The following is a 21,845-nucleotide window of genomic DNA, read 5'->3' as shown; positions in this document are numbered from 1 at the left end:
CCCGCGCTCGTCGCGGGCCTCACGCGTGCTCCAGCACGACGACGTGCGCGGGGCGCTCCGCCGGGTCGATCCGCACGTACACCTGCGGGCCCCACTCGTAGTGCTCGTCACGCAGCACGTCGTGCGCGGCGACCGGGCCGTGCGGCGGGAGGCCGAACGCCGCGAGGTCGAGGTCGACCATGCCCTCGCGCACGTTCCACGGGTCGAGCGACACCACGACGACGACGGTCGACGCGCGGCCCGTCGGCGAGTGCTCCGCCGCGAGGTGCCGGGAGAACGCGACCGTCGCGTCGTCGGACGTCGGGTGCACGCGCAGGTTGCGCAGCTGCTGCAGTGCCGGGTGCTCGCGCCGGATCTGGTTCAGCCGGGCGAGCAGGTCGGCGATGCCCAGGTGGTCCGCGAGCGACCAGTCGCGCGGCTTGAGCTCGTACTTCTCGTTGTCGATCTGCTCGTCCGCACCCGGCCGCGGCACGTTCTCGAGCAGCTCGTAGCCCGAGTAGATGCCCCAGGTCGGCGAGCCGAACGCCGCCAGCACCGCGCGCACCGCCCACGCCTGCCCACCCGCGCCCTGCAGGTAGGGCGGCAGGATGTCGTGCGTCGTCGGCCAGAACGCCGGGCGCATCCACGCGCCCTGGTCGCCCGAGACCTCCGCGAGGTACTCGCTCACCTCGGACTTCGTGTGCCGCCACGTGAAGTACGTGTACGACTGGTGGAACCCCACCTTCGCGAGCGTCTGCATCATCGCGGGGCGCGTGAACGCCTCGGACAGGAAGATGACGTCCGGGTGGTCCCTCGCCACGTCGGCGAGCAGCCACTGCCAGAAGTCGAGCGGCTTCGTGTGCGGGTTGTCCACCCGGAACAGCGTCACGCCGTGGTCGATCCACACCTGCAGCACGCGTCGGACCTCGGCGTACAGCCCCGCGGGGTCGTTGTCGAAGTTCAGCGGGTAGATGTCCTGGTACTTCTTCGGCGGGTTCTCCGCGTACGCGATCGACCCGTCGACGCGCGTCGTGAACCACTCCGGGTGCTCGGCGACCCACGGGTGGTCCGGCGAGCACTGCAACGCGATGTCGAGCGCGACCTCCATGCCGTGCTCGCGCGCACGGGCGACGAACGCGTCGAAGTCGTCGAACGTCCCGAGCGTCGGCTCGATCGCGTCGTGCCCGCCGTCCTTCGAGCCGATCGCGTACGGCGAGCCGGGGTCTCCCGGCAGCGCGCCCAGCGAGTTGTTGCGGCCCTTGCGGTTCGTCACGCCGATGGGGTGCACCGGCGTCAGGTAGACCACGTCGAAGCCCATCGCGGCGATGCGCGGGATCTGCTCGGCCGCGGTGCGCAGCGTCCCCGAGCGCCACTCCTGCGCGCGGTCGTCCCACACCGCGCCGTGCGAGCGCGGGAACAGCTCGTACCAGGACCCGTACAGCGCGAGCGGGCGGTCCACGACCAGGGGGTACTCGGGCGACGCGCTCACCTGGTCGCGCAGGGGCTCGCGCGCGAGCGCCTCGCGCACGTGGGGCGACAGCGCCCACGCGAGCCGCTCGCCGGGGAAGCGGTGCGTGTCCCGCAGGGCCGCGACGGCCTCACGCAGCGTCTGCGCGCCGTGCTCGCTCATCGCGTCCTCGCCCGTGCGGTCCGCCGCGCGCGCGAGCAGCCGGGCGCCCTCCGCGAGCATGAGCTCGACGTCGATGCCGGCCTCGACCTTGATCGACGCGTCGTGCGCCCACGTCGCGTACGGGTCCGACCAGCCCTCGACGCGGAACGACCACAGCCCCGTGCGGTCCGGCTGCAGGCGCGCCTCGTACCGGTCGAGGCCGGGGGCGACGTCGACCATCGGCACGCGCTGGTGCACGCGACCGTCCGGGTCGAGCAGCACGGCGGTCGCGGCGACCGCGTCGTGCCCCTCGCGGAACACCGTGGCGCGCACCGGGAACGCCTCGCCCACCACGGCCTTGGCCGGGAACCGGCCCGCCTCGGCGACCGGGAAGACGTCGACCACCGGGATCCGGCCGATCGGCGGGCCGACGACGACCTGCGCGACGGGGACGGCGGCGGGGGTCGTGGAGGGCCGCGCCGTGGAGGACTGCGCCGCGGGCGGCTGCGGGGCGGGTGCTGCTGGTGCTGCGGTGGGCGCCGGCTCGGGTGCTGCTGCCGGCGTGGCAGGGGCCGTCGACCGGGGGGTGGCGGACGACGACGCGGGGCTCGTGCGGGCGGGGGTCTTCGCGGGACGGCGGCGCGGACCGGCGGGGGAGCTCGTCACGTCTCCGAACCTACCGAGACGTGGGCGGGGTCAGCATCTGCAGCGCGCCGACACGGCGCGCCTCGTCCGCCCGCCACGCCGCCACGACCTGGAGGTCCGGCCCGACGGCCCTGGCGGTCGGGCCTCGCCCCGGTGTTAAGTTCGGTACTCAAACAAAGTGCGGCAGGCTGTGACCGTCGGGCACACGACGGCCGGTCCGCCCGGTGCGTGGCCCCGAGACCTGCGGAGGAACACATGGGCTGGCTCGCGGACGGCGCGCACGCGCGGTGGCTCGAGGCCGAGACCGACCGTCTGCTCGCGTTCGGACGCGCGTCCGCGCAGCGCGTCGGCGACGGCGGTGCGTTCGCCCGGCAGGACGACGAGGGCCGGCCGGTCGACGGTCCGTGGGAGCTGTGGATCGCGTGCCGCATGACGCACGTGTACGCGCTGGGCCACCTGCTCGGCCGCCCCGGCTCGGCGCGGCTGGTCGACCACGGCCTCGCCGCGATCACCGGCCCGCTCGCGGACCGTGTGCACGGCGGCTGGTTCGAGCAGGTCGAGCGCGACGGCACACCCGCCTCGTCGGCCAAGGCCGCCTACCCCCACGCGTTCGTCGTGCTCGCGGCGTCGTCGGCGACGGCCGCCGGGCGCCCCGGTGCGCGCGAGCTGCTCGGGGCCGCGCTCGCGGTCCAGGAGCTCTGGTTCTGGGACGACGCGGCGGGCATGGTCGTCGAGGAGTGGGACACCGCGTTCGCCGAGCTGGACGGCTACCGCGGCGTCAACGCGAACATGCACACCGTCGAGGCGTACCTCGCGGCCGCCGACGTCACGGGCGAGCGCGTGTGGCTCGACCGCGCCGTGCGCGTCGTCGAGCGCGTCGTGCACGGCTTCGCGCGGGAGCACGCGTGGCGGATCCCGGAGCACTTCGACTCCGCGTGGCACCCGCTGCTCGAGTACAACGCCGACGCACCCGCGCACCCGTTCCGTCCGTACGGCGCGACGATCGGGCACTGGTTCGAGTGGGCGCGCCTCACGCTGCACGCACGCGCCGCGCTCGGGGCGCGCGGGAACGCGGCCCCGGCGTGGATGCTCGACGACGCGGTCGCGCTGTTCGACGCGGGCGTCGCCCAGGGCTGGGCCGTCGACGGCGCGCCCGGGTTCGTCTACACCGTCGACTGGTCGGGGGCGCCCGTGGTGCGGGAGCGCATGCACTGGGTCGCCGCGGAGGCGATCGGCGCGGCGGCCGCGCTGCACGCCGCCACCGGGGACGCGCGGTTCGAGGATTGGTACGCGACGTGGTGGGACTACGTCGACGAGCACGTGGTCGACCGGGCGGGCGGCTCGTGGTGGCACGAGCTCGGGCCCGACAACGCGGTCTCGCGCACGGTGTGGGCGGGCAAGGCGGACCTCTACCACGCGGTCCAGGCCACGCTCCTCCCGCGCCTGCCGCTCACGCCCGCCCTGGCACCCGCGCTCGCGGCGGGTCTCCTGCGCTGACCGGGCGGACCGTCAGGCCTGCGCGGCGAGCGCGCGGCCGACCGTGCGGCCCGTGAACAGGCACCCGCCCAGGAACGTGCCCTCGAGCGCGCGGTGGCCGTGCACGCCGCCGCCGCCGAAGCCGGACGCCTCGCCGACGGCCCACAGCCCGGGCAGGACCTCGCCGTCGGGCCGCAGCACGCGCCCCTCGAGGTCGGTGTGCAACCCGCCGAGCGTCTTGCGGGTCAGCACCGACAGGCGCACCGCGAGCAGCGGCCCGTGCGCCGGGTCGAGCAGGCGGTGCGGCTTGGCGACCCGGATGAGCTTGTCGACGCCGTAGGCGCGCGCCTGCTTCGTCGCGACGACCTGGAGGTCCTTGCCGAGGCCCGAGGTCACCTGGCGGTCCCGCTCGACGATGGTCCGCTCGAGCGCGGCGGCGTCGATGCGCTCGTCGCCGGACAGCGCGTTCATCTTCGCGGCGAGCTCGGCGGGCGTGTCCGCCCACAGGAACTCCGGCGACCGCTGCGCGAACGCCGCGACGGGCCCCACGGCGCCCGGCCTGACGCGCTGCAGGAGCAGCGCGACGTCCTTGCCGGTCAGGTCGGGGTTCTGCTCCGAGCCGGACAGCGCGAACTCCGAGCCGAGGATCGTCCGGTCGAGGACGAACCACGAGTGGTCGTCACCGCGCCGCGTGATGTGCTGCAGCGCGCCGAGCGCGTCGAAGCCCGGGAACAGGGGCACGGGCAGGCGCTGCCCGTCGGCGTCGAGCCACAGCGAGGACGGTCCGGGCAGGATGCGGATGCCGTGGTCGGTCCACACCGGCGAGTGGTTGGTGATCCCCTCGGGGTAGTGCCACATGCGGTCCGAGTGCACGACCGCCGCGCCCGCGTCGCGGGCGGCCGCGATCCCCGAGCCGTCGACGTGGTCGGGGACGCCCGAGAGCATGCGGTCGGGCATGCGTCCCGCGTCCGCGGGCCACGTCGCGCGCACCAGGTCGTGGTTCGCGCCGATGCCGCCGGTCGCGACGACGACCGCGTCGGCGTCGAGCTCGAACGTGCCCGTGACCTCGCGCGACGAGGGGACCGCCCGCGCCACGTGGTCGTCGCGCAGCACGTCGCCGCGTACGCCCGTGACGCGCCCGTCGGTCACGACGAGGCCCGTCACGCGGTGCCGGAACCGCACGTCGACGAGGCCCGCGGCACGCGCGTCGAGCAGCGCCCGCACGAACGGCTCGAGGATGCCGGGGCCCGTGCCCCACGTGACGTGGAACCGCGGCACGGAGTTGCCGTGACCGCCCGCGGTGTACCCGCCGCGCTCCGCCCACTGCACGAGCGGGAACCACCGCACGCCCTGCGCGTGCAGCCACGAGCGCAGCTCGCCCGCCGCGAAGTCGACGAACCCCTCGGCCCACGCGCGACCCCAGCGGTCGGAGCCGTCGTCGGCGAACTGCGCCGAGCCGAACCAGTCCGCGAGCGCGAGCTCGGCGCTGTCGTGCACGCCCAGGCGGCGCTGCTCGGGGGAGTCCACCAGGAACAGCCCGCCGAACGACCAGAACGCCTGCCCGCCGAGGCTCGCGGCGTTCTCGGCGTCCAGCAGGAGCACGCGGCGGCCCGCGCGGGTCAGCTCGGCTGTCGCGACGAGCCCGGCCAGGCCGGCGCCGACGACCACGACGTCGTGGGTTCGCATGCCGCGAGCGTAACCCGGCTGGACGACCGTCCAGAAGGGGCTGCGCGGGCGACGTCCCGGGTCAGGCGTACGCGCCGACGACGTGCGCGGCGACCGACGCGCCCCACACGCGGGCGAGCTCCACCTGGGACTGGCTGATCGTCGCCCGCCCGCCGTCACCGCCCTCCACGCCGAACGCCTGCGTGGGTGCGACCAGCTCCGCGCCGCGGCGGTGGAGCAGCTTCTCGATGCGGGACCCCGCGGAGCCTGCGAACCGCGACCACGAGCGCGTGTCGAACACCGCGACCGCGCGGCCCTGGAGCCCCGGCAGCGCGTCGAGCCAGTCGTGCACGCCCAGCCCTGGCTCCGCGTCGGCGCCGCGCGCACGGGCCAGCGCACGTGAGCGCGGCGTGCTCAGGCCGCGCATGTGCGTGGGTGCCCCCACGACGAGCAGGCGGGCGCGCGCGACGAGGTCGTCGTTGGCCAGTGCCTCGTCGACCGGCAGGACCACCGTCTCGAGGCCCGCGGACGTCATGCCCTCGGCGATCGCCGACGCGACCGCGCGCGTGCACCCGAACATCGACTCGAACACGACCACCGCGACCATGCCTCCAGGATCGCGGGGGCGTGCGCCGGTCGGGTGGGCCGGAGGTCCCTGCGGCGCAGGTCAGGAGGCCCAGGTCAGGAGGCCCAGGTCAGGAGGCGCAGGTCAGGACGTCGGTGCGGGGACCGGCGGCAGGTGCTCGGGGTCCAGCACGTAGACCCGCAGGCTCAGCGGCTCGAGGACCGTCTCGGCGCCCGCCGTCGCGTGCAGCGCACCCGCGATCGCCGACGAGCGGGCCTCGTCGGGGTGGTCCCACACGGAGTCCCACACGAGGCGCCAGCGGTCGCCGGGCCCGCCGGCGAGCGTCACGTCGACCTCCTGGAGCGCCCCGTTCACGACGACGAGCACCACGTCGGCCGCCGTGCGCGCGTCGTCGTCCGTCGCGCGCTCCATCTGCAGCGTGCGGATCGACGGGTCGTGCCAGCGGGCGTGGTCGAACGGGGTGCCGTCGGCGGCGTACCAGGCGAGGTCGGGCCGTCCGCCCGGACGCAGCGGCCTCCCCGAGTAGAACCGGGTGGCGCGCAGCGCCCGGTGCTCGCGGCGCAGCGCGAGCAGGTACCGCGCGGTCGCGAGCAGGTCCGCGCGCCACGGGGACAGGTCCCACGAGACCCACCCCAGCTCGGTGTCCTGGCAGTACGCGTTGTTGTTGCCGCGTTGGGTGCGGCCCAGCTCGTCGCCGGCCGTGATCATGGGCGTGCCCGCGGCCACGACGAGCGTCGCGAGCAGGTTGCGGATCGAGCGGCGGCGCAGCGGCAGGAGCGCGGCCGCGGGCGAGTCGAGCTCGACCGGCCCCTCGACGCCGTGGTTCCACGAGCGGTTGTCGTCGGTGCCGTCGCGGTTGTCCTCACCGTTGGCGAGGTTGTGCTTGTGGTCGTACGCGACCAGGTCCGCGAGCGTGAACCCGTCGTGCGCGGTGACGAAGTTGACCGACGCCTCGGGCCCGCGCACGAGCGGCGGGTCGCCGTGGCCGAACAGGTCGACGGACCCCGACAGCCGCGTGGCGAGGTCCCGCACGCGGTGCCCCGGAAGGCCGTGCGCGGCGCGCGCCGGGTCCGCGAGCCAGAACGAGCGCACGGCGTTGCGGAACCGGTCGTTCCACTCCGCCCACGGCAGCCCGAACTGACCCGTGCGCCACCCCCCGGGCCCGACGTCCCACGGCTCGGCGACGAGCTTGAGACCGTGCAGCGACGGGTCGGTCGCCACCCCGACGAGCAGCGGGTGGTCCGGCGTGAAGCCGTCCGGACCCCGGCCGAGCGTCACCGCCAGGTCGAACCGGAAGCCGTCGACGCCCACCACGTCCGCCCAGTAGCGCAGCGAGTCGAGCGTCATCCGCACGACCTCGGTGCGCCGCAGGTCGAGCGTGTTGCCCGTCCCGGTGACGTCCGCGAGCGTCGCCGGGACACCGCCGTCGTGCCGGTAGTACAGCGTGTTGTCCAGGCCCCGCCACGACACGTGCTGACCGGCGTTGCCGCCCTCGCACGTGTGGTTGTAGACCACGTCGAGCAGCACCTCGAGGCCCGCCTCGTGCAGCGCGTGCACCGCGCCGCGCACCTCCGCGAGCACGGCGGCCGGGCCGGCCGCGCGCGCCGCGGCGGTCGCGTAGCGCGGCTCGGGCGCGAAGAACCCGAGCGTGCTGTAGCCCCAGTAGTTCGTCAGGCCGCGGGCCGTCAGGTGCGGCTCGGACGCCGCGGCGTGGACCGGCAGCAGCTCGACCGCGGTGACGCCGAGCCCGACGAGGTGGTCGACGACGGCCGGGTGCGCGAGACCCGCGTACGTGCCACGCAGCTCCGGCGGCACGTCGGGGTGCAGCATCGTCAGCCCGCGCACGTGCGCCTCGTAGACGACCGTGCGCTCCCACGGCACCCACGGCCGGTTCGCCGCCGGGTCCGGTCCCGGGAGCGCCGCGGTGTCCACGACCACCGAGTACGGCACGTGCCCCGCGGAGTCGCGCGGGTCGGCCGGGCCGTGCACGTCCCCGCGGAGCTCGTCGTCGACGACGTGCCCGTACGTCTGCGGGCCGTAGCGCAGGCTGCCCTCGAGCCCGCGGGCCCACGGGTCGACCAGCAGCTTGGCCGGGTTGTGCCGCAGCCCGTGCACCGGGTCCCACGCGCCGTGCGCGCGCAGCCCGTAGCGCGTCCCGGGCGCCACGTCCGGCACGAAGCCCGAGAACACCCCGTGCACGGGCCCGTCGAGCGGGTACCGGCGCTCGGTGGTGTGCGGCTCGTCACCGTGGCCGTCGAACAGGCACACCTCGACCCCGGTCGCGTGGGTCGCGAGCACGGCGACCTCGATGCCGCCGCGCACCGGGTGCACGCCCAGGCGCGCCGGGCGGCGAGGGGTCGTCGGTCGCGGGCTCACGCCGCACATTGTGTCCGACGCCCGTGTCGGGCGGGTGTCGCGGCCATGACAGCCGGCGTCCGGCGGCACCGGGGCGTCCGGCAGGCGAGCAGCACCGGACGCGTCGGGGCGTGCGGCGGGTAACGTTCCGGACGTGAAGATCGTCGTCTGCGTGAAGTACGTCCCGGACATCCAGTCGGACCGTCGGCTCGTCGACGGTCGCACCGCCCGCGACGGCGGCGACGGGACGCTCAACGAACTCGACGAGAACGCGCTCGAGGCCGCGCTCGCCGTCGTCGAGGCCGGCGGTGAGGGCTCGGTCGTCGTCGTGACCGTGGGCCCCGACGACGCGGTGGACGCCGTGCGCAAGGGCCTGCAGATGGGCGCCGACGAGGCCGTGCACGTCCTCGACGACGCGATCGCGGGCTCCGACGCGCTCGGCACCGCGCGCGTGCTCGCCGCCGCGGTGCGGCACGTCGGCGGGGCCGACCTCGTCGTGACCGGCATGGCGGGGCTCGACGGCCTCACGTCCCTGGTGCCGACCGCGCTCGCGGCGTTGCTCGACGTGCCGGCCCTCCCGCTCGCGGCGAGCCTCGAGGTCACCGGCACGACCGTGCGCGTGACCCGCAACCTCGACCACGCGAGCGAGGTGCTCGAGGCGGACCTGCCCGCGCTCGTGTCCGTCACCGACCAGGCCAACGAGCCGCGCTACCCCAACTTCAAGGGGATCATGGCGGCCAAGAAGAAGCCGGTCACCACCCTGACGCTCGCCGACCTCGGCCTCGACGCGACGCTCGTCGGCGACGCCGGCTCCCGCACGCAGGTGCTCGAGGCCGCGCCGCGCCCCGCGCGCGAGGACCGCGTGCTCGTCAACGACACGGGGGACGCGGGCGTCAGGCTCGCGGCCTACCTCGTCGAGAACCAGCTCGTCTGACCCTTCTTCTCCCGCGTGACCCGCCACGAGCCGCCCCGCGCGGCGCGTGGCCCGGCAAGAACTGAGGACCACCGTGAGCGACACCCTCGTCCTGCTCGACCACACCGCGGCCGGCGCGCTGCGCACCCCCGTGCGTGAGCTCGTCACGCTCGCCCGCAGCCTGGGCGGCGCCGTGACCGCGGCGTGGGCGGTCGACGGTGCCGAGCCGGGCGCGCAGACGCTCGCGGAGCTCGGCGCGCTCGGCGTCACGCAGGTCTACCGCCTCACCTCCGACGCCGACCTGCACGCGACCGCAGTGCTCGCCGAGGGCGTCGCCGGGCTGCTCGAGGCCACGGGGGCGCGGACGCTGCTCGCGACGTCGTCGTTCGAGAACAAGGAGGTCGCGGCGCACCTCGCGGTGACCACGGGCGCGGGCGTCGTGACCGACGCCGACACGCTCGAGCGCGTCGACGGCACGCTCGTCGCCGGCAAGACGGTGTTCGCCGGCACCTGGAGCACGCGATGCGCGGTCCGCGCGCCGCTCGCGGTCGTCCTGGTCAAGGCGAACAGCGTGGTCGCGACGGACGCCGAGGCGCCCGTCGAGCCGCAGGTCACCGAGCACGCGTTCACTGCGTCGCCGTCCGCGTCGCGCGTCCGCGTGGTCGAGCGGACCGAGCGTCCCGCGACCGGCCGTCCCGACCTGGGCAGCGCGACCATCGTCGTGACCGGCGGGCGCGGGACCGAGGGCGACTTCACGCCGCTCGAGGAGCTCGCCGACGTGCTGGGTGCCGCGGTGGGCGCCACACGCGTCGCCACCGACGAGGGCTGGATCGGCCACGACGCGCAGATCGGGCAGACCGGGATCACCGTCTCGCCCCGCCTGTACATCGGCGCGGGCGTGTCCGGCGCGGTGCACCACCGCGGCGGCATGCAGGCCTCGGGCACGATCGTCGCGATCAACTCCGACCCGGACGCGCCGATCTTCGAGATCGCGGACTACGGCATCGTCGGCGACCTCACGACCGTGGTCCCGCAGCTCACCGCGGAGCTGCGCCGCCTCAAGGGCTGAGACCGGACCGCGTCAGGTCGCGCGCAGCCAGTCGAGCGTGGCGTACGCCTGCGCGCGCTGGAACGCCCGCAGGTTCGGGATCCCCGGCGGGGCGGGCTGCACGCTCGAGCACGCGAACCATCCCGCGAGCCCGGCGAGGCACGCGCGCAGCTCGTCGTCCGACACCCCGACCGACAACGGGTGGTCCCGGAAGATGCGCGCGGGCTCACCGCCGCCCTGCAGCGCGACGCTCGGCAGCATGAACGCGAGGTCCAGCCACGGCGCGCCCACCGAGGCGTGCGGCCAGTCGATGAGCCACACGCGGCCGCGGTCGTAGTCGATCATCACGTTGTCGGCGCGCAGGTCGCCGTGCACCAGCGCGTCGCCCGCGCACGCGGGCAGCGAGTCCTGCTCGAGCAGGACCAGCCGCTCGAGGTGCTCGACCGCCCACCGACCCAGGTCACCGCCGTCGCGCACGAGCGCGTCGAGGTCGGACCCGGGTCCCGCGGCGAGGCGCCGCCAGCCCTGGAAGTCGTCGGCGAGCCGGTCGTCCGTGCGGGGCAGTGCGTGGCCGACGACGGGCTCGGCGTCCGCGAGCCGCCCGATCGTCGCGAGCACCTCGCCCAGGTCGTCCGGCCGCCACGGCAGCTCGGGCGAGCGCCCGTGCACCACCTCGAAGCCGAGGACCACCCACTCGCCGTCGTCGTCCGACCACAGCAGGCGCGGCGCGGGCACCTCGGGCGGGAGCGCCGCCGCGTTGCGGATCTCCGCGCGCGCGAGCTCCGGCGAGTGGGGGTTCTGGTCGGGCGAGACGGCCTTGACGAACACGTCACGGCCGTCCGCGAGCTCCAGGACCGCCGCGAACCCCGGGGAGAAGCCGCTCGTGGCGTCCGTCTCGGCGGACACCGAGGCGCCGGCGAGCTCGCTGATGCGCGCGCGCACGTGACGGGGGAGGTCGCGCCAGTCCAGCCGCTGCCCGCTGAAGGCGAGCGGCATGGCCAGGACGTCGTCGTCGGCGCTCACGGCCGACATCCTGCCAGGTCCGGCCCGGACGGTGCGTCCCCCGTCCGGGGACGCACCGCTGTCGCACGCACGGGTTCGTAGACTCCAGGGGTGACCGCTGCCCGCACCACCGCGTACCTCGACCACGCGGCGACCACGCCGATGCTGCCCCAGGCGGCTCGCGTGCTGACCGAGGAGCTCGCGCGCACCGGGAACCCGTCGTCGCTGCACGCGTCCGGCCGGGCCGCGCGGCGCGTCGTCGAGGAGGCGCGCGAGCGTCTCGCCGCGTCGCTGGGCGCGCGGCCCAGCGAGGTGCTGTGGACGTCCGGCGGCACCGAGGCGGACAACCTCGCGATCAAGGGGCTGTTCTGGGCGCGCCGCACGCAGGACGCGTCGCGGCGCCGGATCCTGGTCTCCGCGGTCGAGCACCACGCCGTGCTCGACCCCGCGTTCTGGATGGCCGAGCACGCGGGCGCCGAGCTGGTCCTGCTGCCCGTCGACCACGAGGGCGTCGTCGACCTCGACGCGCTGCGCGCCGAGCTCGAGGCGAACGCCGAGCACGCGGCGCTGCTGTCGGTCATGTGGGCGAACAACGAGGTGGGCACGCTCCAGCCGCTCGCCGAGGTCGTCGCGCTCGCGCGCCGGTACGGCGTGCCGGTGCACGCCGACGCGGTGCAGGCCGTCGGCCAGGTCCCGGTGGACTTCGCCGCGAGCGGGCTCGACGCGCTCACGGTGACCGGGCACAAGGTGGGCGGGCCGGGCGGTGCGGGTGCGCTGCTCGCGCGCCGCGGGCTCGAGCTGACGCCCGTGCTGCACGGCGGCGGCCAGGAGCGCGGCGTGCGCTCGGGCACGCTCGACGCGGCGCTGCTCGCGTCGTTCGCGGTTGCGGTCGAGGAGGCCGTGACGACGCGCGCGAGCGCGGCGCCGCGGCTCGCCGCCCTGCGCGACGAGCTCGTCGCGGGCGTGCGGGCGATCGACCCGACCGCCGTGCTGCGCGGCCCCGCCGACCCGGCGCGGCGCCTGCCCGCCAACGCGCACCTGACGTTCCCCGGCTGCGAGGGCGACTCGCTGCTGTACCTGCTCGACTCCGCGGGCGTCGAGGCGTCGACCGGCTCGGCGTGCCAGGCGGGCGTGCCGCGCCCGTCGCACGTGCTGCTCGCGATGGGTGTCGACGAGGACGACGCGCGGGGCGCGCTGCGGTTCTCGCTCGGGCGGACGTCCACGTCCGACGACGTCGCGGCGCTGCTCACCGCACTCCCGGCGGTGCTCGAGCGCGCGCGGGCCGCCGGGCTGTCGGGCTCGTCGCGAGCGACCTCGTCGTCCGCCGCCCCGCGCGCTGCGGGCACGCACGACGAGCAGGTGGCGTGATGCGGGTGCTCGCGGCCCTGTCCGGGGGCGTGGACTCGGCGGTCGCCGCCGCGCGCGCCGTCGACGCGGGGCACGAGGTCGTCGGCGTGCACATGGCGCTGTCCCGCACACGCGACCAGCTCCGCACCGGCTCACGCGGGTGCTGCTCGATCGAGGACGCGGGGGACGCGCGCCGCGCGGCCGACGTGCTCGGCATCCCGTACTACGTGTGGGACCTGTCCCAGCGGTTCGAGGAGACGGTCGTCGCCGACTTCCTGGCCGAGTACGCGGCGGGTCGTACTCCCAACCCGTGCGTGCGCTGCAACGAGCACGTCAAGTTCGCGACGCTGCTCGACAAGGCCCTCGCGCTCGGGTTCGACGCCGTGTGCACGGGGCACTACGCGCGCGTCGTCGAGCGCGCCGACGGGACGCGTGAGCTGCACCGCGCGCGCGACGCCGCGAAGGACCAGTCCTACGTCCTCGCGGTCATGGGGCCCGACCGCCTCGCGCGGTCGCTGTTCCCGCTCGGTGACGTCGCGTCCAAGGACGAGACGCGCCGCGAGGCGGCCGCGCGCGGGCTGTCCGTCTCGGCGAAGCCCGACTCGTACGACATCTGCTTCGTCGCCGACGGCGACACCCAGGGCTTCCTGCGCGACCGGCTGGGCGCGCAGCCCGGCGAGGTCGTGGACTCCCGCGGCGAGGTCGTCGGGACGCACGACGGCGCGTACGCCTACACGGTCGGGCAGCGCCGTGGGCTCGCGCTCGGGCGCCCCGCCGCCGACGGACGCCCGCGCTACGTGCTGCGCGTCGAGCCCGTGGCCAACCGGGTGGTCGTCGGACCGGCCGACGAGCTCGTCGTCGACCGCGTGCTGGCCGACCGGGCGGTCTGGTACGACGACCGGTACGACGCCTGGCACGACGACGCGGCGCGCGCCGGTGACGGCCTCGGGCCCGTGAGCGTGCAGGTGCGCGCGCACGGCGCTCCCGTGGCCGCGACGGTCGAGCCGCCCGCGTGCCACGGCGAGGTGGACCGCGTCGCGGTGCGGCTGCACGAGCCGCTGCGCGGGGTCGCACCGGGGCAGTCCCTGGTCGTGTACGCCGGCACGCGCGTGCTCGGCCAGGCGACGGTCACCTCGACCGAGCGCGTGGGAGGCACCGCACAGGCCACTGCGCAGGCACCTGCACAGGCCGTCGTGCGGACCACCGCGTGATCGGCGTCAGCGGCCCGGGCGCCTGGCCCGGCGAGGACGTGCTCGAGGCCCAGACGACCGTGCTCGGCGACCTCGTCGACGTCCCGCCCGAGGTCCGCGGGCTGCCGTTCCTGGTCCACCTGCCCGCGCGCGGCCCGTCCGGCACGCTCGTCGCGCGCACGCTCGGCCTGCTCGTCGACCTGCCCGCCGAGCTCGGACCGCACGGCTGGCGGCTCGCCGACCGCCCGGGCGGCGACCTCGCCCGCACGCGCGCGGCGACGCGCGAGGACCTCGACGCGCTCGCGGTCGCCGGGCACGGCTACGCGGGTCCGCTCGTCGTGCCCGTGCTCGGCCCGGTGACGCTCGCGGCGACGGTGTACCTCGCGCGCGGCGACCGCGCGGTCGCGGACGGTGGCGCGCTGCGCGACCTCGCCGACTCGCTCGCGGCCGGTGTCGCGGAGCACCTGGGCGCCGTCCGACGGGCCGTGCCGGGCGCCGAGCCGCTCGTGCTCGTGCACGAGCCGTCGCTCGCGCAGGCCGTCGCGGGAGTCCTGCCGTCGTTCTCCGGCTACGCGCGGCTGCGCCGGGTGCCGGGACCGCTCGCGGCCGAGCGGGTGGGGACGGTGGTCGACGGCGCGCGGTCGGGCGGCGCGGGCGGCGTCGTCGTGCACGGCGGCGCGGCGTGGACGACCGTCCCGACCGTCCGTGCGGCCGGTGCCGACGCGGTCGCGCTCGAGGTGGCGGCGCTCGACGAGCCGGGCTGGGAACGCGTCGCGGAGGCGGTCGAGGCGGGCCTGCGGCTGTGGGCGCACGTGCCGCCGCAGCGCTCGTCGCAGTGCGCGGGGCCGGACGCGGTGGGCCAGGCGCGCACCGTCACGGAGCCGTGGCGCCGGGTCGGGCTGCCCGCGGCGGGCCTCGACGACGTCGTGCTGCTCGCGCCCGAGCCGACGGGCGGTCCCGACGAGGCGCGCGGTGCGCTCGCGGGCGTCGTGCGGGCCGCTCGCGTGGTCGCGGAGACGGTGCACGGCTGACCCGCGCAGGCGCCGTGGCCGGGCGGTCGCACGCACGGGTCCCGGGCGGTTCGTCGTACGCTGCACGGGCGCGACCGGCGCGCGAGGCGAGGAGAGACGTGGACCAGGCAGACGCGCGCGGCGCGACGACCGACGGTGGCCGACCCGCGGCCGGGGGGACCGGCAGCCCGGCGGGCGGCGCGCGACCGACGCGCGCGACCCTCGTGCGGCCGCTCGTGCTGCTGGTCGCGAGCGCCGCGGCGCTCGTCGGCATCGTCATGCTCCTGACCACGCTGATCACGCTCGGCTCGCAGTCGCTCGACGCGAGCGAGTCGGGGGACGTGCCGTGCCTCGAGGCCGTGAGCGGCTCGGTCCAGGGCGCCTCGCTCGACAACGCGTACCTGCCGCCGCGCGCGACCTGCACGTGGCTGGTCGACGGCGCGCCGCAGACCGTCGTGGTCGCCCAGCCGTCCGTCCCGGTCTTCTGGGTCGGGCTGGCGCTGGCCGTCGTGGGCGTGGTGACCTGCGCGAGCGTGCTGCTCGCCGGGCGCCGGCGAGCGTCGCGGGCGCGCGCGACGCGCTGAGCCGAGGCGCGCCGTGGGCTCGGCGTGTGTCGGCGGTCGCCGCCACAATGGGCGGGTGACGCAAGAGAACGAGGAGATCCCGCCCGAGGCTCGCCACCGCTGGGACGAGCTCGCCGAGCGGATCCGCGCGGACCAGTTCGCCTACTACGTGCGGGACGCGCCGAGCTCGTCGGACGCGGAGTACGACGCGCGGCTGCGCGAGCTCGGTGCGCTCGAGGAGACGTACCCGGGGCTGCGCACGCCCGACTCGCCGACGCAGCTCGTCGGCGGCACGTTCTCGACCGAGTTCGGCGCGGTCGACCACGTCGAGCGCATGCTCTCGCTCGACAACGCGTTCTCCGACGAGGACGTGCGCGCGTGGGCGGACCGCGTCCAGCGGGACCTGGAGACCGACGAGCCGCCGCACTACCTGTGCGAGCTCAAGATCGACGGCCTCGCGATCGCCCTGCTGTACGAGAAGGGCCGCCTGGTGCGCGCGGCGACGCGCGGCGACGGGCGCACCGGTGAGGACGTCACGCTGAACGTCCGCACGATCACGACGATCCCCGACGTCCTCGCGGGCGACCCGGCGACCCACCCGGAGCTCATCGAGATCCGCGGCGAGGTGTTCCTGCCGGTCGAGGCGTTCACCGCGCTCAACGAGGCGCAGGTCGCGGCGGGCAAGGCGCCGTTCGCGAACCCCCGCAACGCCGCGGCGGGCTCGCTGCGGCAGAAGGACCCGCGCGTGACCGCGTCGCGTCCGCTGCGCATGTACGCGCACGGGATCGGGGCGTTGCGCTGGGCCGACGGCACCCGGCCCGCGGACCTGACGCGGCAGTCCCAGGTGTACGACCTGCTGGCCGGCTGGGGAGTGCCCACGTCCTCGCACACGCGCGTGGTCCAGGGGCTCGACGGTGTGCGGGAGATGATCGCGTACTACGGCGAGCACCGGCACGACGTCGAGCACGAGATCGACGGCATCGTGCTCAAGGTCGACGAGATCGGCCTGCAGCGCCGCCTCGGCGCGACGAGCCGCGCACCGCGCTGGGCCATCGCCTACAAGTACCCGCCCGAGGAGGTCAACACGCGCCTGCTCGCGATCGAGGTGGGCATCGGCCGCACCGGACGCGCGACGCCGTTCGCCGTGATGGAGCCCGTGTTCGTCTCGGGCTCGACCGTGCGCCAGGCGACGCTGCACAACCAGGACGTCGTGCGGGCGAAGGGCGTGCGTGTCGGCGACATGGTCGTGCTGCGCAAGGCGGGCGACGTGATCCCCGAGGTCGTGGGGCCCGCGCCCCAGGCCCCCGACGACTCCGTGCCGCGCGTCGAGTGGCACATGCCCGCCGACTGCCCCGAGTGCGGCACGCCGCTGCGCCCGATGCGCGAGGGTGACGTTGACCTGCGCTGCCCGAACGCGGAGACCTGCCCGGCGCAGGTGCGCGGGCGCGTCGAGCACATCGGCTCGCGCGGCGCGCTCGACATCGAGGCGCTCGGCGAGGTCACGGCCGCGGCGCTCACGCAGCCCGACGTGCCGCGGGAGCCGCCGCTGCGCACCGAGGCGGACCTCTTCGACCTCGTGGGGTACGCGGCGGACGCGTCCGACGAGGAGCGCGAACGCGTGCGTGCGGCGAGCCTGGCGAGGCTCGCCGAGATCGAGGTCGTCGTGCGGGACCCGGAGACGGGGCTGCCGCGCGAGGACGAGGACGGCAACGTGCGCCGGCGCACCCCGTTCCGCCGCCGCCTCACGTGGAGCCGCGCGCAGCGCACCGCGGCCGAGGCGGAGGGTCGTGAGCTGCCGGACTGGGAGCCGTCCGAGGCCGCACGCACGCTGCTCGACCAGCTCGACCTCGCCAAGACGAAGGAGCTGTGGCGCGTGCTCGTCGCGCTGTCGATCCGGAACGTGGGCCCCACGGCGGCGCGCGCGCTCGCGCAGGAGTTCCGCTCGATGACCGCGCTGCGCGAGGTCGTCGAAGGTGACCCCGAGACGGCCGCAGGGCGTCTCGCGGGCGTGGAGGGCGTCGGCCCGACCATCGCGCAGTCGCTCACGGACTGGTTCGCGACGCCGTGGCACGCGCAGGTCGTCGACCGGTGGCGCGACGCGGGCGTCCTCATGCGGGACGAGGCGGGGGCAGATACCGAGCGCACGCTCGAGGGGCTCACGGTCGTCGTGACCGGCAGCCTCGAGCGGTTCTCGCGCGACGAGGCCAAGGAGGCGATCCTGGTGCGCGGCGGGAAGGCCGCCGGCTCGGTCTCGAAGAAGACGGACTTCGTCGTGGTGGGGGAGAGCGCGGGCTCGAAGGAGACCAAGGCGCGCGAGCTCGGCCTCACGATCCTGGACGAGGCCGGGTTCGAGCGGCTGCTGGCCGGGGGACCGGAGGCCGTCGCGTGAGCGCGCGGGACGGTGGCGCGCCCGCGTCCGCGGTGTCCAGGGGCACGTTGTCCAGGGGAACGGTGTCCAGGGGCACGGTGCCGACGGCGCTCGCGCCGGGGGTCGAGGTCGAGATGGCGTGCTGGCCCCCGCTGCGTCGCGTCGTGACGACCCAGGGGTGGTGGGTGGGTCTGTCCGGCGGGCTGACGAAGCGCGCGAACAGCGCGGTCGCGCTCCAGGTCCCCGACGGCGGCGTCCCGAGCGCGGTGGACGAGGTCGAGACGCACTACGCGGCGGCCGGTCTGCCCGCGGTGATGCGCGTCGGCCACGGCGGCCTGCAGGACGAGGTGCGCGGCGAGCTCGACGGCCGCGGGTGGGCCGAGCGCGCGGTCACCGCGGTGCTCGCGCGCCCGCTCGACGGCCTCGCGGCGACGCCCGGGGCCGGTGCCGTGCGCACGTCGCTCGCACGCGAGCCCGGCGACGCATGGCTCGACCTGCACCTCGACGTCAAGGGCGCCGACGCACGCGACGGCGGTGCGCGGCGCGCGCTGGCCCGCGCGATCCTCACGGGCGGCGAGGCGTGGCACCTGACGGCGTACGAGGACGACGCGCTCGTCGGCATCATCCGCGTGGCACGCGCCGGGCGCTGGGGTGCGCTGTCGTGCCTCGCGGTGCGGCCCGAGCACCGCCGGCGAGGCACCGGGCGGCTGCTCACGCTGCGCGGGCTCGAGGTGGCGCGCGAGCACGGCGCGTCGCACGCGTTCCTCCAGGTCGAGGAGCACAACACGGGCGCGGCCGCGCTGTACGCGGACCTCGGCTTCGTCCGGGTGGACGGGTACAGCTACCTCGAACGGCCCACCGCCGACGGCACGGTGCCCGCGGGTTCCTGCTGACCTGACGTCCTGTGCACAGGCGGTCCGAAACCGCCCACACCGAGTCTTGGTCTCTGACATACTGCTCCGTTACTCACGGCCGGGGACGCTCGCTCCCGCCGCAGAGGACGGCTCATCCGCCCGTGCACCCGCCCGACCCGGCGAGAAAGAGGTAGCACCCCCGTGACCGTGTTCTTCGTGGTCGGCGCCGTCGGCCTCCTGCTGCTCGTCCTGTCGCTCGTCGTGGGCGAGATCTTCGAGTCCTTCGAGATCGGCGACGGTGGCATCTCGGGCCTGGCGGTGGGGATCGGCGCGGTGGTGTTCGGTGCGTCCGGCGTGCTCGCGCGCTCGGCCGAGCTCGCCGACGTCTGGGCCTACGTCATCGCGGCGGCGTTCGCGGTGGTCGCCGGGCTCGTCGCCCAGACCGTGATCACCAAGCTCGCGGCGTCCGAGGACGCCCCGCCGCCGCCGCTGGAGGGGGCCTTCGGGGTCCTGACCTCGACGACGGGCCCCGAGGGCGGCGAGGTCCGGCTCGAGGGCGTGCGCGACCTCGAGAGCCGGCTCGCGTGGGCCGACGAGGAGCTGCCGGCGGGGACCCGCATCGTCGTCGTCGGGGTCTCCGGGTCCCGCGTCCACGTGCGGCGCGCCTGACACCGGGCCGCGCGGCCCACCCAATCACCCGTCCCCGCGGCACAGGCCGCGGGCCTGAAGAGAGGAGCCCGGGGCGACCCGGACACCATGCCCGACTTCCTCAGCAGCGGCTCGGCGGTCCTCGCCGTCCTCGCGCTCGTCATCGCGTTCGTCGCGGTCATCACGCTCGTCACCAAGCGCATCCGGCGCGTCCCGCCGAACGAGGCCCTCGTCATCGTGGGCCGGGGCGCCGGCAAGAACGCGGGCGACGGCGGCCAGCGCGTCGTCGTCGGCGGGCGCGTCTTCGTCTGGCCCGTGCTCCAGCAGGGCTTCCCGATCTCGCTCGAGCAGCGTCAGATCGGCATCACGGTCGAGGGCGTCGACAAGAACCGGATCAAGCTCGCCATCAAGGCCTCGATCAACTTCAAGGTCCGCGGGGACGAGGAGGGCGTGCGACGCGCGGCCCAGCGGTTCCTCTCGCAGCAGGCGACGCTCACCGACGTCATCAAGGAGTCCCTCGAGGGCTCGCTGCGCTCGATCATCGGCGACATGACGATCGAGCAGATCATCTCCGACCGCAAGTCGCTGCAGGACGCGGTGGTCGCCTCGACGAAGACGGACCTCGCGGAGCAGGGCCTGCAGGTCGACCTGCTCAACATCTCGGACATCTCCACGCCGGGCTCGGACTACCTGGCGAACCTCGGGCGCGCCGAGGCGGCCCGTGCGCGGCAGGTCGCCGAGGTGAAGGAGGCCGAGGCGCAGCAGGTCTCCGAGTTCGCGAAGATCGTCGCGGCCGAGGCCATCGCCGAGCGCCAGCGCGACCTCGCGCTCAAGCAGGCGACCATCAAGGCGGAGACCGACCGCGCGAACGCGGAGGCGGACGCCGCGGGCCGGCTCGCACGCGCCGAGCAGGACAAGCTGGTCGCCCTCCAGGAGCGTGAGGCGCTCGCCGAGAAGGCCAAGGTCACCGAGGAGCAGCTCGACATCGACGTGCGCAAGCCGGCCGAGGCCGCCGCGTACGCCGCGGTCCAGCAGGCGACCGGTGAGCGTGACGCCGCGAACGCGGCGACCGAGGCGGACGCGTTCAAGCGCACGCGCATCGCCGAGGCGAACAAGGTCGCGGCGGTGAACGACGCGGAGGCTGCCGCGCAGGCCACCATCCGTGCCGGTAACGCCGAGCGCGACCGGCAGCTCGCCGAGGCGCAGGCGGTCGAGGCCCTGGGTCTCGCACGGGCCGCCGCCGCGAAGGCGGAGGGTCTGGCCGCCGCCGAGGCGACCAAGGCGCAGGCCGAGGCGCTGCGCGAGCAGGGCGAGGCGATCCTCGCGCAGCAGGTCATCGGTGTGCTCCCGGAGATCGTGCGCGCGGCGTCCGACCCGATCGCCGCGATCAAGCAGCTGACCGTGGTCTCGACCGACGGCGCGTCGGCGGTCACCAAGACCGTCGGCCAGGTGCTCGGTGAGGGCCAGGAGGTCGTCAAGTCGCTCACGGGCATCGACATCGCGGCGGTGCTCTCGGGCGCAGCGGGCGGCGTGGCCGCGGGCGTGCTGAACCACCAGGGCGGCAACCACACGGACACCCGCTCCTGATCGGCGCCGGTCGGCCCGGGGTCCGCGCTCAGCGCTCCTCGGGCCGACCGGTCCCCGCCGGTCCCTCGTCGAGCGGGCGGTCGGCGCGGGAGGCGTCGAGCGCGGCGTCGAGGTCGGCCAGCAGCCGCCGGCACTCCTCGACGTCCCACGGCGTGCCCGCGAGCTCGAACTCGAACAGCACGGGCCGGCCGGACGTGCGGGCGACGAGCCGCGCGGCGTCCTGGTAGTAGCGGCCGAAGTTCCGGTTGCCCGAGCCGATCACGCCGACGAGCCGGCGGCGGTTGGCCGCCGAGCGCAGGAACCGCCGCACGGCCTCGGGCACGGTGTCGTTCGCGTCGTTGCCGGTCTTGTACGACGGCGTGAGCAGGACCCAGGGCCCGTCGGCCTCGGACAGGCGGACCTCACGCTGCGCGAGGTCGTGCACGGGCCGCTCGAGCCGCTGCGCGAAGGACCGCACGAGGCCGCTCGCGGACGAGTAGTAGTACACCGGGATGACACGCACGTCCGTCAGGATCGCCCGCTGCCCCCGCGTGCTCGCGGGCAGATGGTCCCGGCCCGATACTGGGCGTGTGATCTCACGCGACCTGGCCCTGCGGCTGCGGACCACCGGCCTGCACTGGCACCCGACCTCGGGCGACCGGTTCGGGATGCTGGTCGACGGCGTCGACGAGGTGTTCACGGTGAGCGAGATGACGATCGAGGCGCACCACTACGCGACGGGCACGGTCCTGGGGTTCAACGGCACCACGGAGTGGGCGCTGGACTCGGTCGAGCTGCAGGACGCGGTGTGGCTGCCGCGCGAGGACCAGCTGCGCGAGCTGCTGGGCGGGACGTTCCGGTCGCTCGCGCGTTCGACGGACGGCAGCTTCCAGGTGCTCGTCGAGCTCGCGGGACGGCCCGAGCAGGTGTTCACCGCGCCGCACGCGGAGGACGCGTACGCGCTCGCGCTCCTCTCACTGATCGAGGCGGCGGTCGACCGGACCTGACGCACGTCTAGACT

General features: G+C 75.5%; 18 protein-coding genes. 12 read left to right on the top strand and 6 right to left on the bottom strand.

The genetic code is table 11. The features are described 5' to 3' along the window. Window positions 1-19: 19 nt before the first annotated feature. Window positions 20-2,254: a maltotransferase domain-containing protein gene (locus tag ACT17Q_RS11855; RefSeq protein ID WP_444662624.1), complete on the bottom strand. Its 2,235-nt coding sequence runs from the start codon at window positions 2,252-2,254 to the stop codon at window positions 20-22. 234 nt (window positions 2,255-2,488) lie between these two features. Here ACT17Q_RS11855 and ACT17Q_RS11850 point away from each other — a divergent pair, with 234 nt between their 5' ends. Beyond that, window positions 2,489-3,730 carry an AGE family epimerase/isomerase gene (locus ACT17Q_RS11850; RefSeq protein WP_444662622.1) on the top strand — a complete coding sequence of 414 codons (1,242 nt, stop codon included), beginning with the start codon at window positions 2,489-2,491 and terminating at the stop codon, window positions 3,728-3,730. Between the two features lie 12 nt (window positions 3,731-3,742). On the opposite strand, the gene ACT17Q_RS11845 is transcribed toward ACT17Q_RS11850, so the two are convergent. The 3 genes from ACT17Q_RS11845 to glgX form a co-directional block, all read right to left on the bottom strand. Continuing rightward, window positions 3,743-5,395, bottom strand: a complete 1,653-nt coding sequence (locus ACT17Q_RS11845) for an FAD-binding dehydrogenase (RefSeq protein ID WP_444662620.1) — start codon at window positions 5,393-5,395, stop codon at window positions 3,743-3,745. Window positions 5,396-5,456: 61 nt separating this feature from the next. After that, window positions 5,457-5,981, bottom strand: a complete 525-nt coding sequence (locus tag ACT17Q_RS11840; RefSeq protein ID WP_094179467.1) for a flavodoxin domain-containing protein — start codon at window positions 5,979-5,981, stop codon at window positions 5,457-5,459. Window positions 5,982-6,083: 102 nt separating this feature from the next. Further along, window positions 6,084-8,345: a glycogen debranching protein GlgX gene (gene glgX / locus ACT17Q_RS11835; RefSeq protein WP_444662618.1), complete on the bottom strand. Its 2,262-nt coding sequence runs from the start codon at window positions 8,343-8,345 to the stop codon at window positions 6,084-6,086. Window positions 8,346-8,469: 124 nt separating this feature from the next. Here glgX and ACT17Q_RS11830 point away from each other — a divergent pair, with 124 nt between their 5' ends. After that, window positions 8,470-9,249, top strand: a complete 780-nt coding sequence (locus ACT17Q_RS11830; RefSeq protein WP_141318998.1) for an electron transfer flavoprotein subunit beta/FixA family protein — start codon at window positions 8,470-8,472, stop codon at window positions 9,247-9,249. 73 nt (window positions 9,250-9,322) lie between these two features. Beyond that, window positions 9,323-10,297, top strand: coding sequence for an electron transfer flavoprotein subunit alpha/FixB family protein (locus tag ACT17Q_RS11825; protein WP_268533903.1), 975 nt, complete (start codon window positions 9,323-9,325; stop codon window positions 10,295-10,297). A gap of 12 nt (window positions 10,298-10,309) precedes the next feature. Here ACT17Q_RS11825 and ACT17Q_RS11820 read toward each other — a convergent pair whose 3' ends face one another. Next, a complete protein-coding gene (locus tag ACT17Q_RS11820; RefSeq protein ID WP_371860752.1) occupies window positions 10,310-11,299 on the bottom strand; it encodes a phosphotransferase family protein in 990 nt (329 codons plus the stop codon). 141 nt (window positions 11,300-11,440) lie between these two features. On the opposite strand from ACT17Q_RS11820, the gene ACT17Q_RS11815 reads away from it, so the two are divergent. The 8 genes from ACT17Q_RS11815 to ACT17Q_RS11780 all read left to right on the top strand — a co-directional run bounded on the left by ACT17Q_RS11815 (window position 11,441) and on the right by ACT17Q_RS11780 (window position 20,845). Further along, window positions 11,441-12,646, top strand: coding sequence for a cysteine desulfurase family protein (locus ACT17Q_RS11815; protein WP_141319063.1), 1,206 nt, complete (start codon window positions 11,441-11,443; stop codon window positions 12,644-12,646). Beyond that, window positions 12,646-13,836: a tRNA 2-thiouridine(34) synthase MnmA gene (gene mnmA / locus ACT17Q_RS11810; protein WP_444662615.1), complete on the top strand. Its 1,191-nt coding sequence runs from the start codon at window positions 12,646-12,648 to the stop codon at window positions 13,834-13,836. Before ACT17Q_RS11815 ends, mnmA begins: the two co-directional genes overlap by 1 nt. Then, window positions 13,833-14,846 (top strand): hypothetical protein, encoded by a 1,014-nt coding sequence (locus ACT17Q_RS11805; protein WP_444662613.1) that lies wholly within the window; start codon window positions 13,833-13,835, stop codon window positions 14,844-14,846. The genes mnmA and ACT17Q_RS11805 overlap by 4 nt, the downstream gene beginning before the upstream one ends. Window positions 14,847-14,944: 98 nt before the next feature. Further along, entirely contained in the window at window positions 14,945-15,409 is a 465-nt protein-coding gene (locus tag ACT17Q_RS11800; protein ID WP_141319009.1) for a hypothetical protein, read from the top strand. Window positions 15,410-15,464: 55 nt separating this feature from the next. Beyond that, a complete protein-coding gene (gene ligA / locus ACT17Q_RS11795) occupies window positions 15,465-17,777 on the top strand; it encodes an NAD-dependent DNA ligase LigA (RefSeq protein ID WP_444662611.1) in 2,313 nt (770 codons plus the stop codon). A gap of 62 nt (window positions 17,778-17,839) precedes the next feature. Beyond that, window positions 17,840-18,649: a GNAT family N-acetyltransferase gene (locus ACT17Q_RS11790; protein ID WP_444662609.1), complete on the top strand. Its 810-nt coding sequence runs from the start codon at window positions 17,840-17,842 to the stop codon at window positions 18,647-18,649. Between the two features lie 162 nt (window positions 18,650-18,811). Then, window positions 18,812-19,279, top strand: a complete 468-nt coding sequence (locus tag ACT17Q_RS11785) for a hypothetical protein (RefSeq protein WP_268533872.1) — start codon at window positions 18,812-18,814, stop codon at window positions 19,277-19,279. An 87-nt stretch (window positions 19,280-19,366) separates the two neighbouring features. Further along, window positions 19,367-20,845, top strand: a complete 1,479-nt coding sequence (locus ACT17Q_RS11780) for an SPFH domain-containing protein (RefSeq protein WP_094179477.1) — start codon at window positions 19,367-19,369, stop codon at window positions 20,843-20,845. A 28-nt stretch (window positions 20,846-20,873) separates the two neighbouring features. Here ACT17Q_RS11780 and nrdI read toward each other — a convergent pair whose 3' ends face one another. Beyond that, on the bottom strand, window positions 20,874-21,347 hold the full coding sequence (gene nrdI / locus ACT17Q_RS11775; RefSeq protein ID WP_444662606.1) for a class Ib ribonucleoside-diphosphate reductase assembly flavoprotein NrdI: 474 nt from the start codon (window positions 21,345-21,347) through the stop codon (window positions 20,874-20,876). Between the two features lie 67 nt (window positions 21,348-21,414). Between nrdI and ACT17Q_RS11770 the strand changes: the two genes are divergently transcribed. After that, window positions 21,415-21,831, top strand: coding sequence for a pilus assembly protein CpaE (locus ACT17Q_RS11770; protein WP_094179479.1), 417 nt, complete (start codon window positions 21,415-21,417; stop codon window positions 21,829-21,831). Window positions 21,832-21,845 lie beyond the last annotated feature (14 nt).

This window comes from Cellulomonas sp. CW35 (assembly GCF_052378485.1).
Classification (GTDB): Bacteria; Actinomycetota; Actinomycetes; order Actinomycetales; family Cellulomonadaceae; genus Cellulomonas; species Cellulomonas uda.
Note: the sequence above shows the minus strand (reverse complement) of the source record. Positions and strands in the feature narration are given on the sequence as shown.

Excerpts from the sequence above, each read along its gene's own strand:
- glgX (WP_444662618.1), bottom strand. The coding sequence starts at position 8,345 with ATGTGCGGCGTGAGCCCGCGACCGACGACCCCTCGCCGCCCGGCGCGC.
- ACT17Q_RS11850 (WP_444662622.1), top strand. The coding sequence starts at position 2,489 with ATGGGCTGGCTCGCGGACGGCGCGCACGCGCGGTGGCTCGAGGCCGAG.
- mnmA (WP_444662615.1), top strand. The coding sequence starts at position 12,646 with ATGCGGGTGCTCGCGGCCCTGTCCGGGGGCGTGGACTCGGCGGTCGCC.
- ACT17Q_RS11845 (WP_444662620.1), bottom strand. The coding sequence starts at position 5,395 with ATGCGAACCCACGACGTCGTGGTCGTCGGCGCCGGCCTGGCCGGGCTC.
- ACT17Q_RS11815 (WP_141319063.1), top strand. The coding sequence starts at position 11,441 with ATGCTGCCCCAGGCGGCTCGCGTGCTGACCGAGGAGCTCGCGCGCACC.
- ACT17Q_RS11780 (WP_094179477.1), top strand. The coding sequence starts at position 19,367 with ATGCCCGACTTCCTCAGCAGCGGCTCGGCGGTCCTCGCCGTCCTCGCG.
- ACT17Q_RS11840 (WP_094179467.1), bottom strand. The coding sequence starts at position 5,981 with ATGGTCGCGGTGGTCGTGTTCGAGTCGATGTTCGGGTGCACGCGCGCG.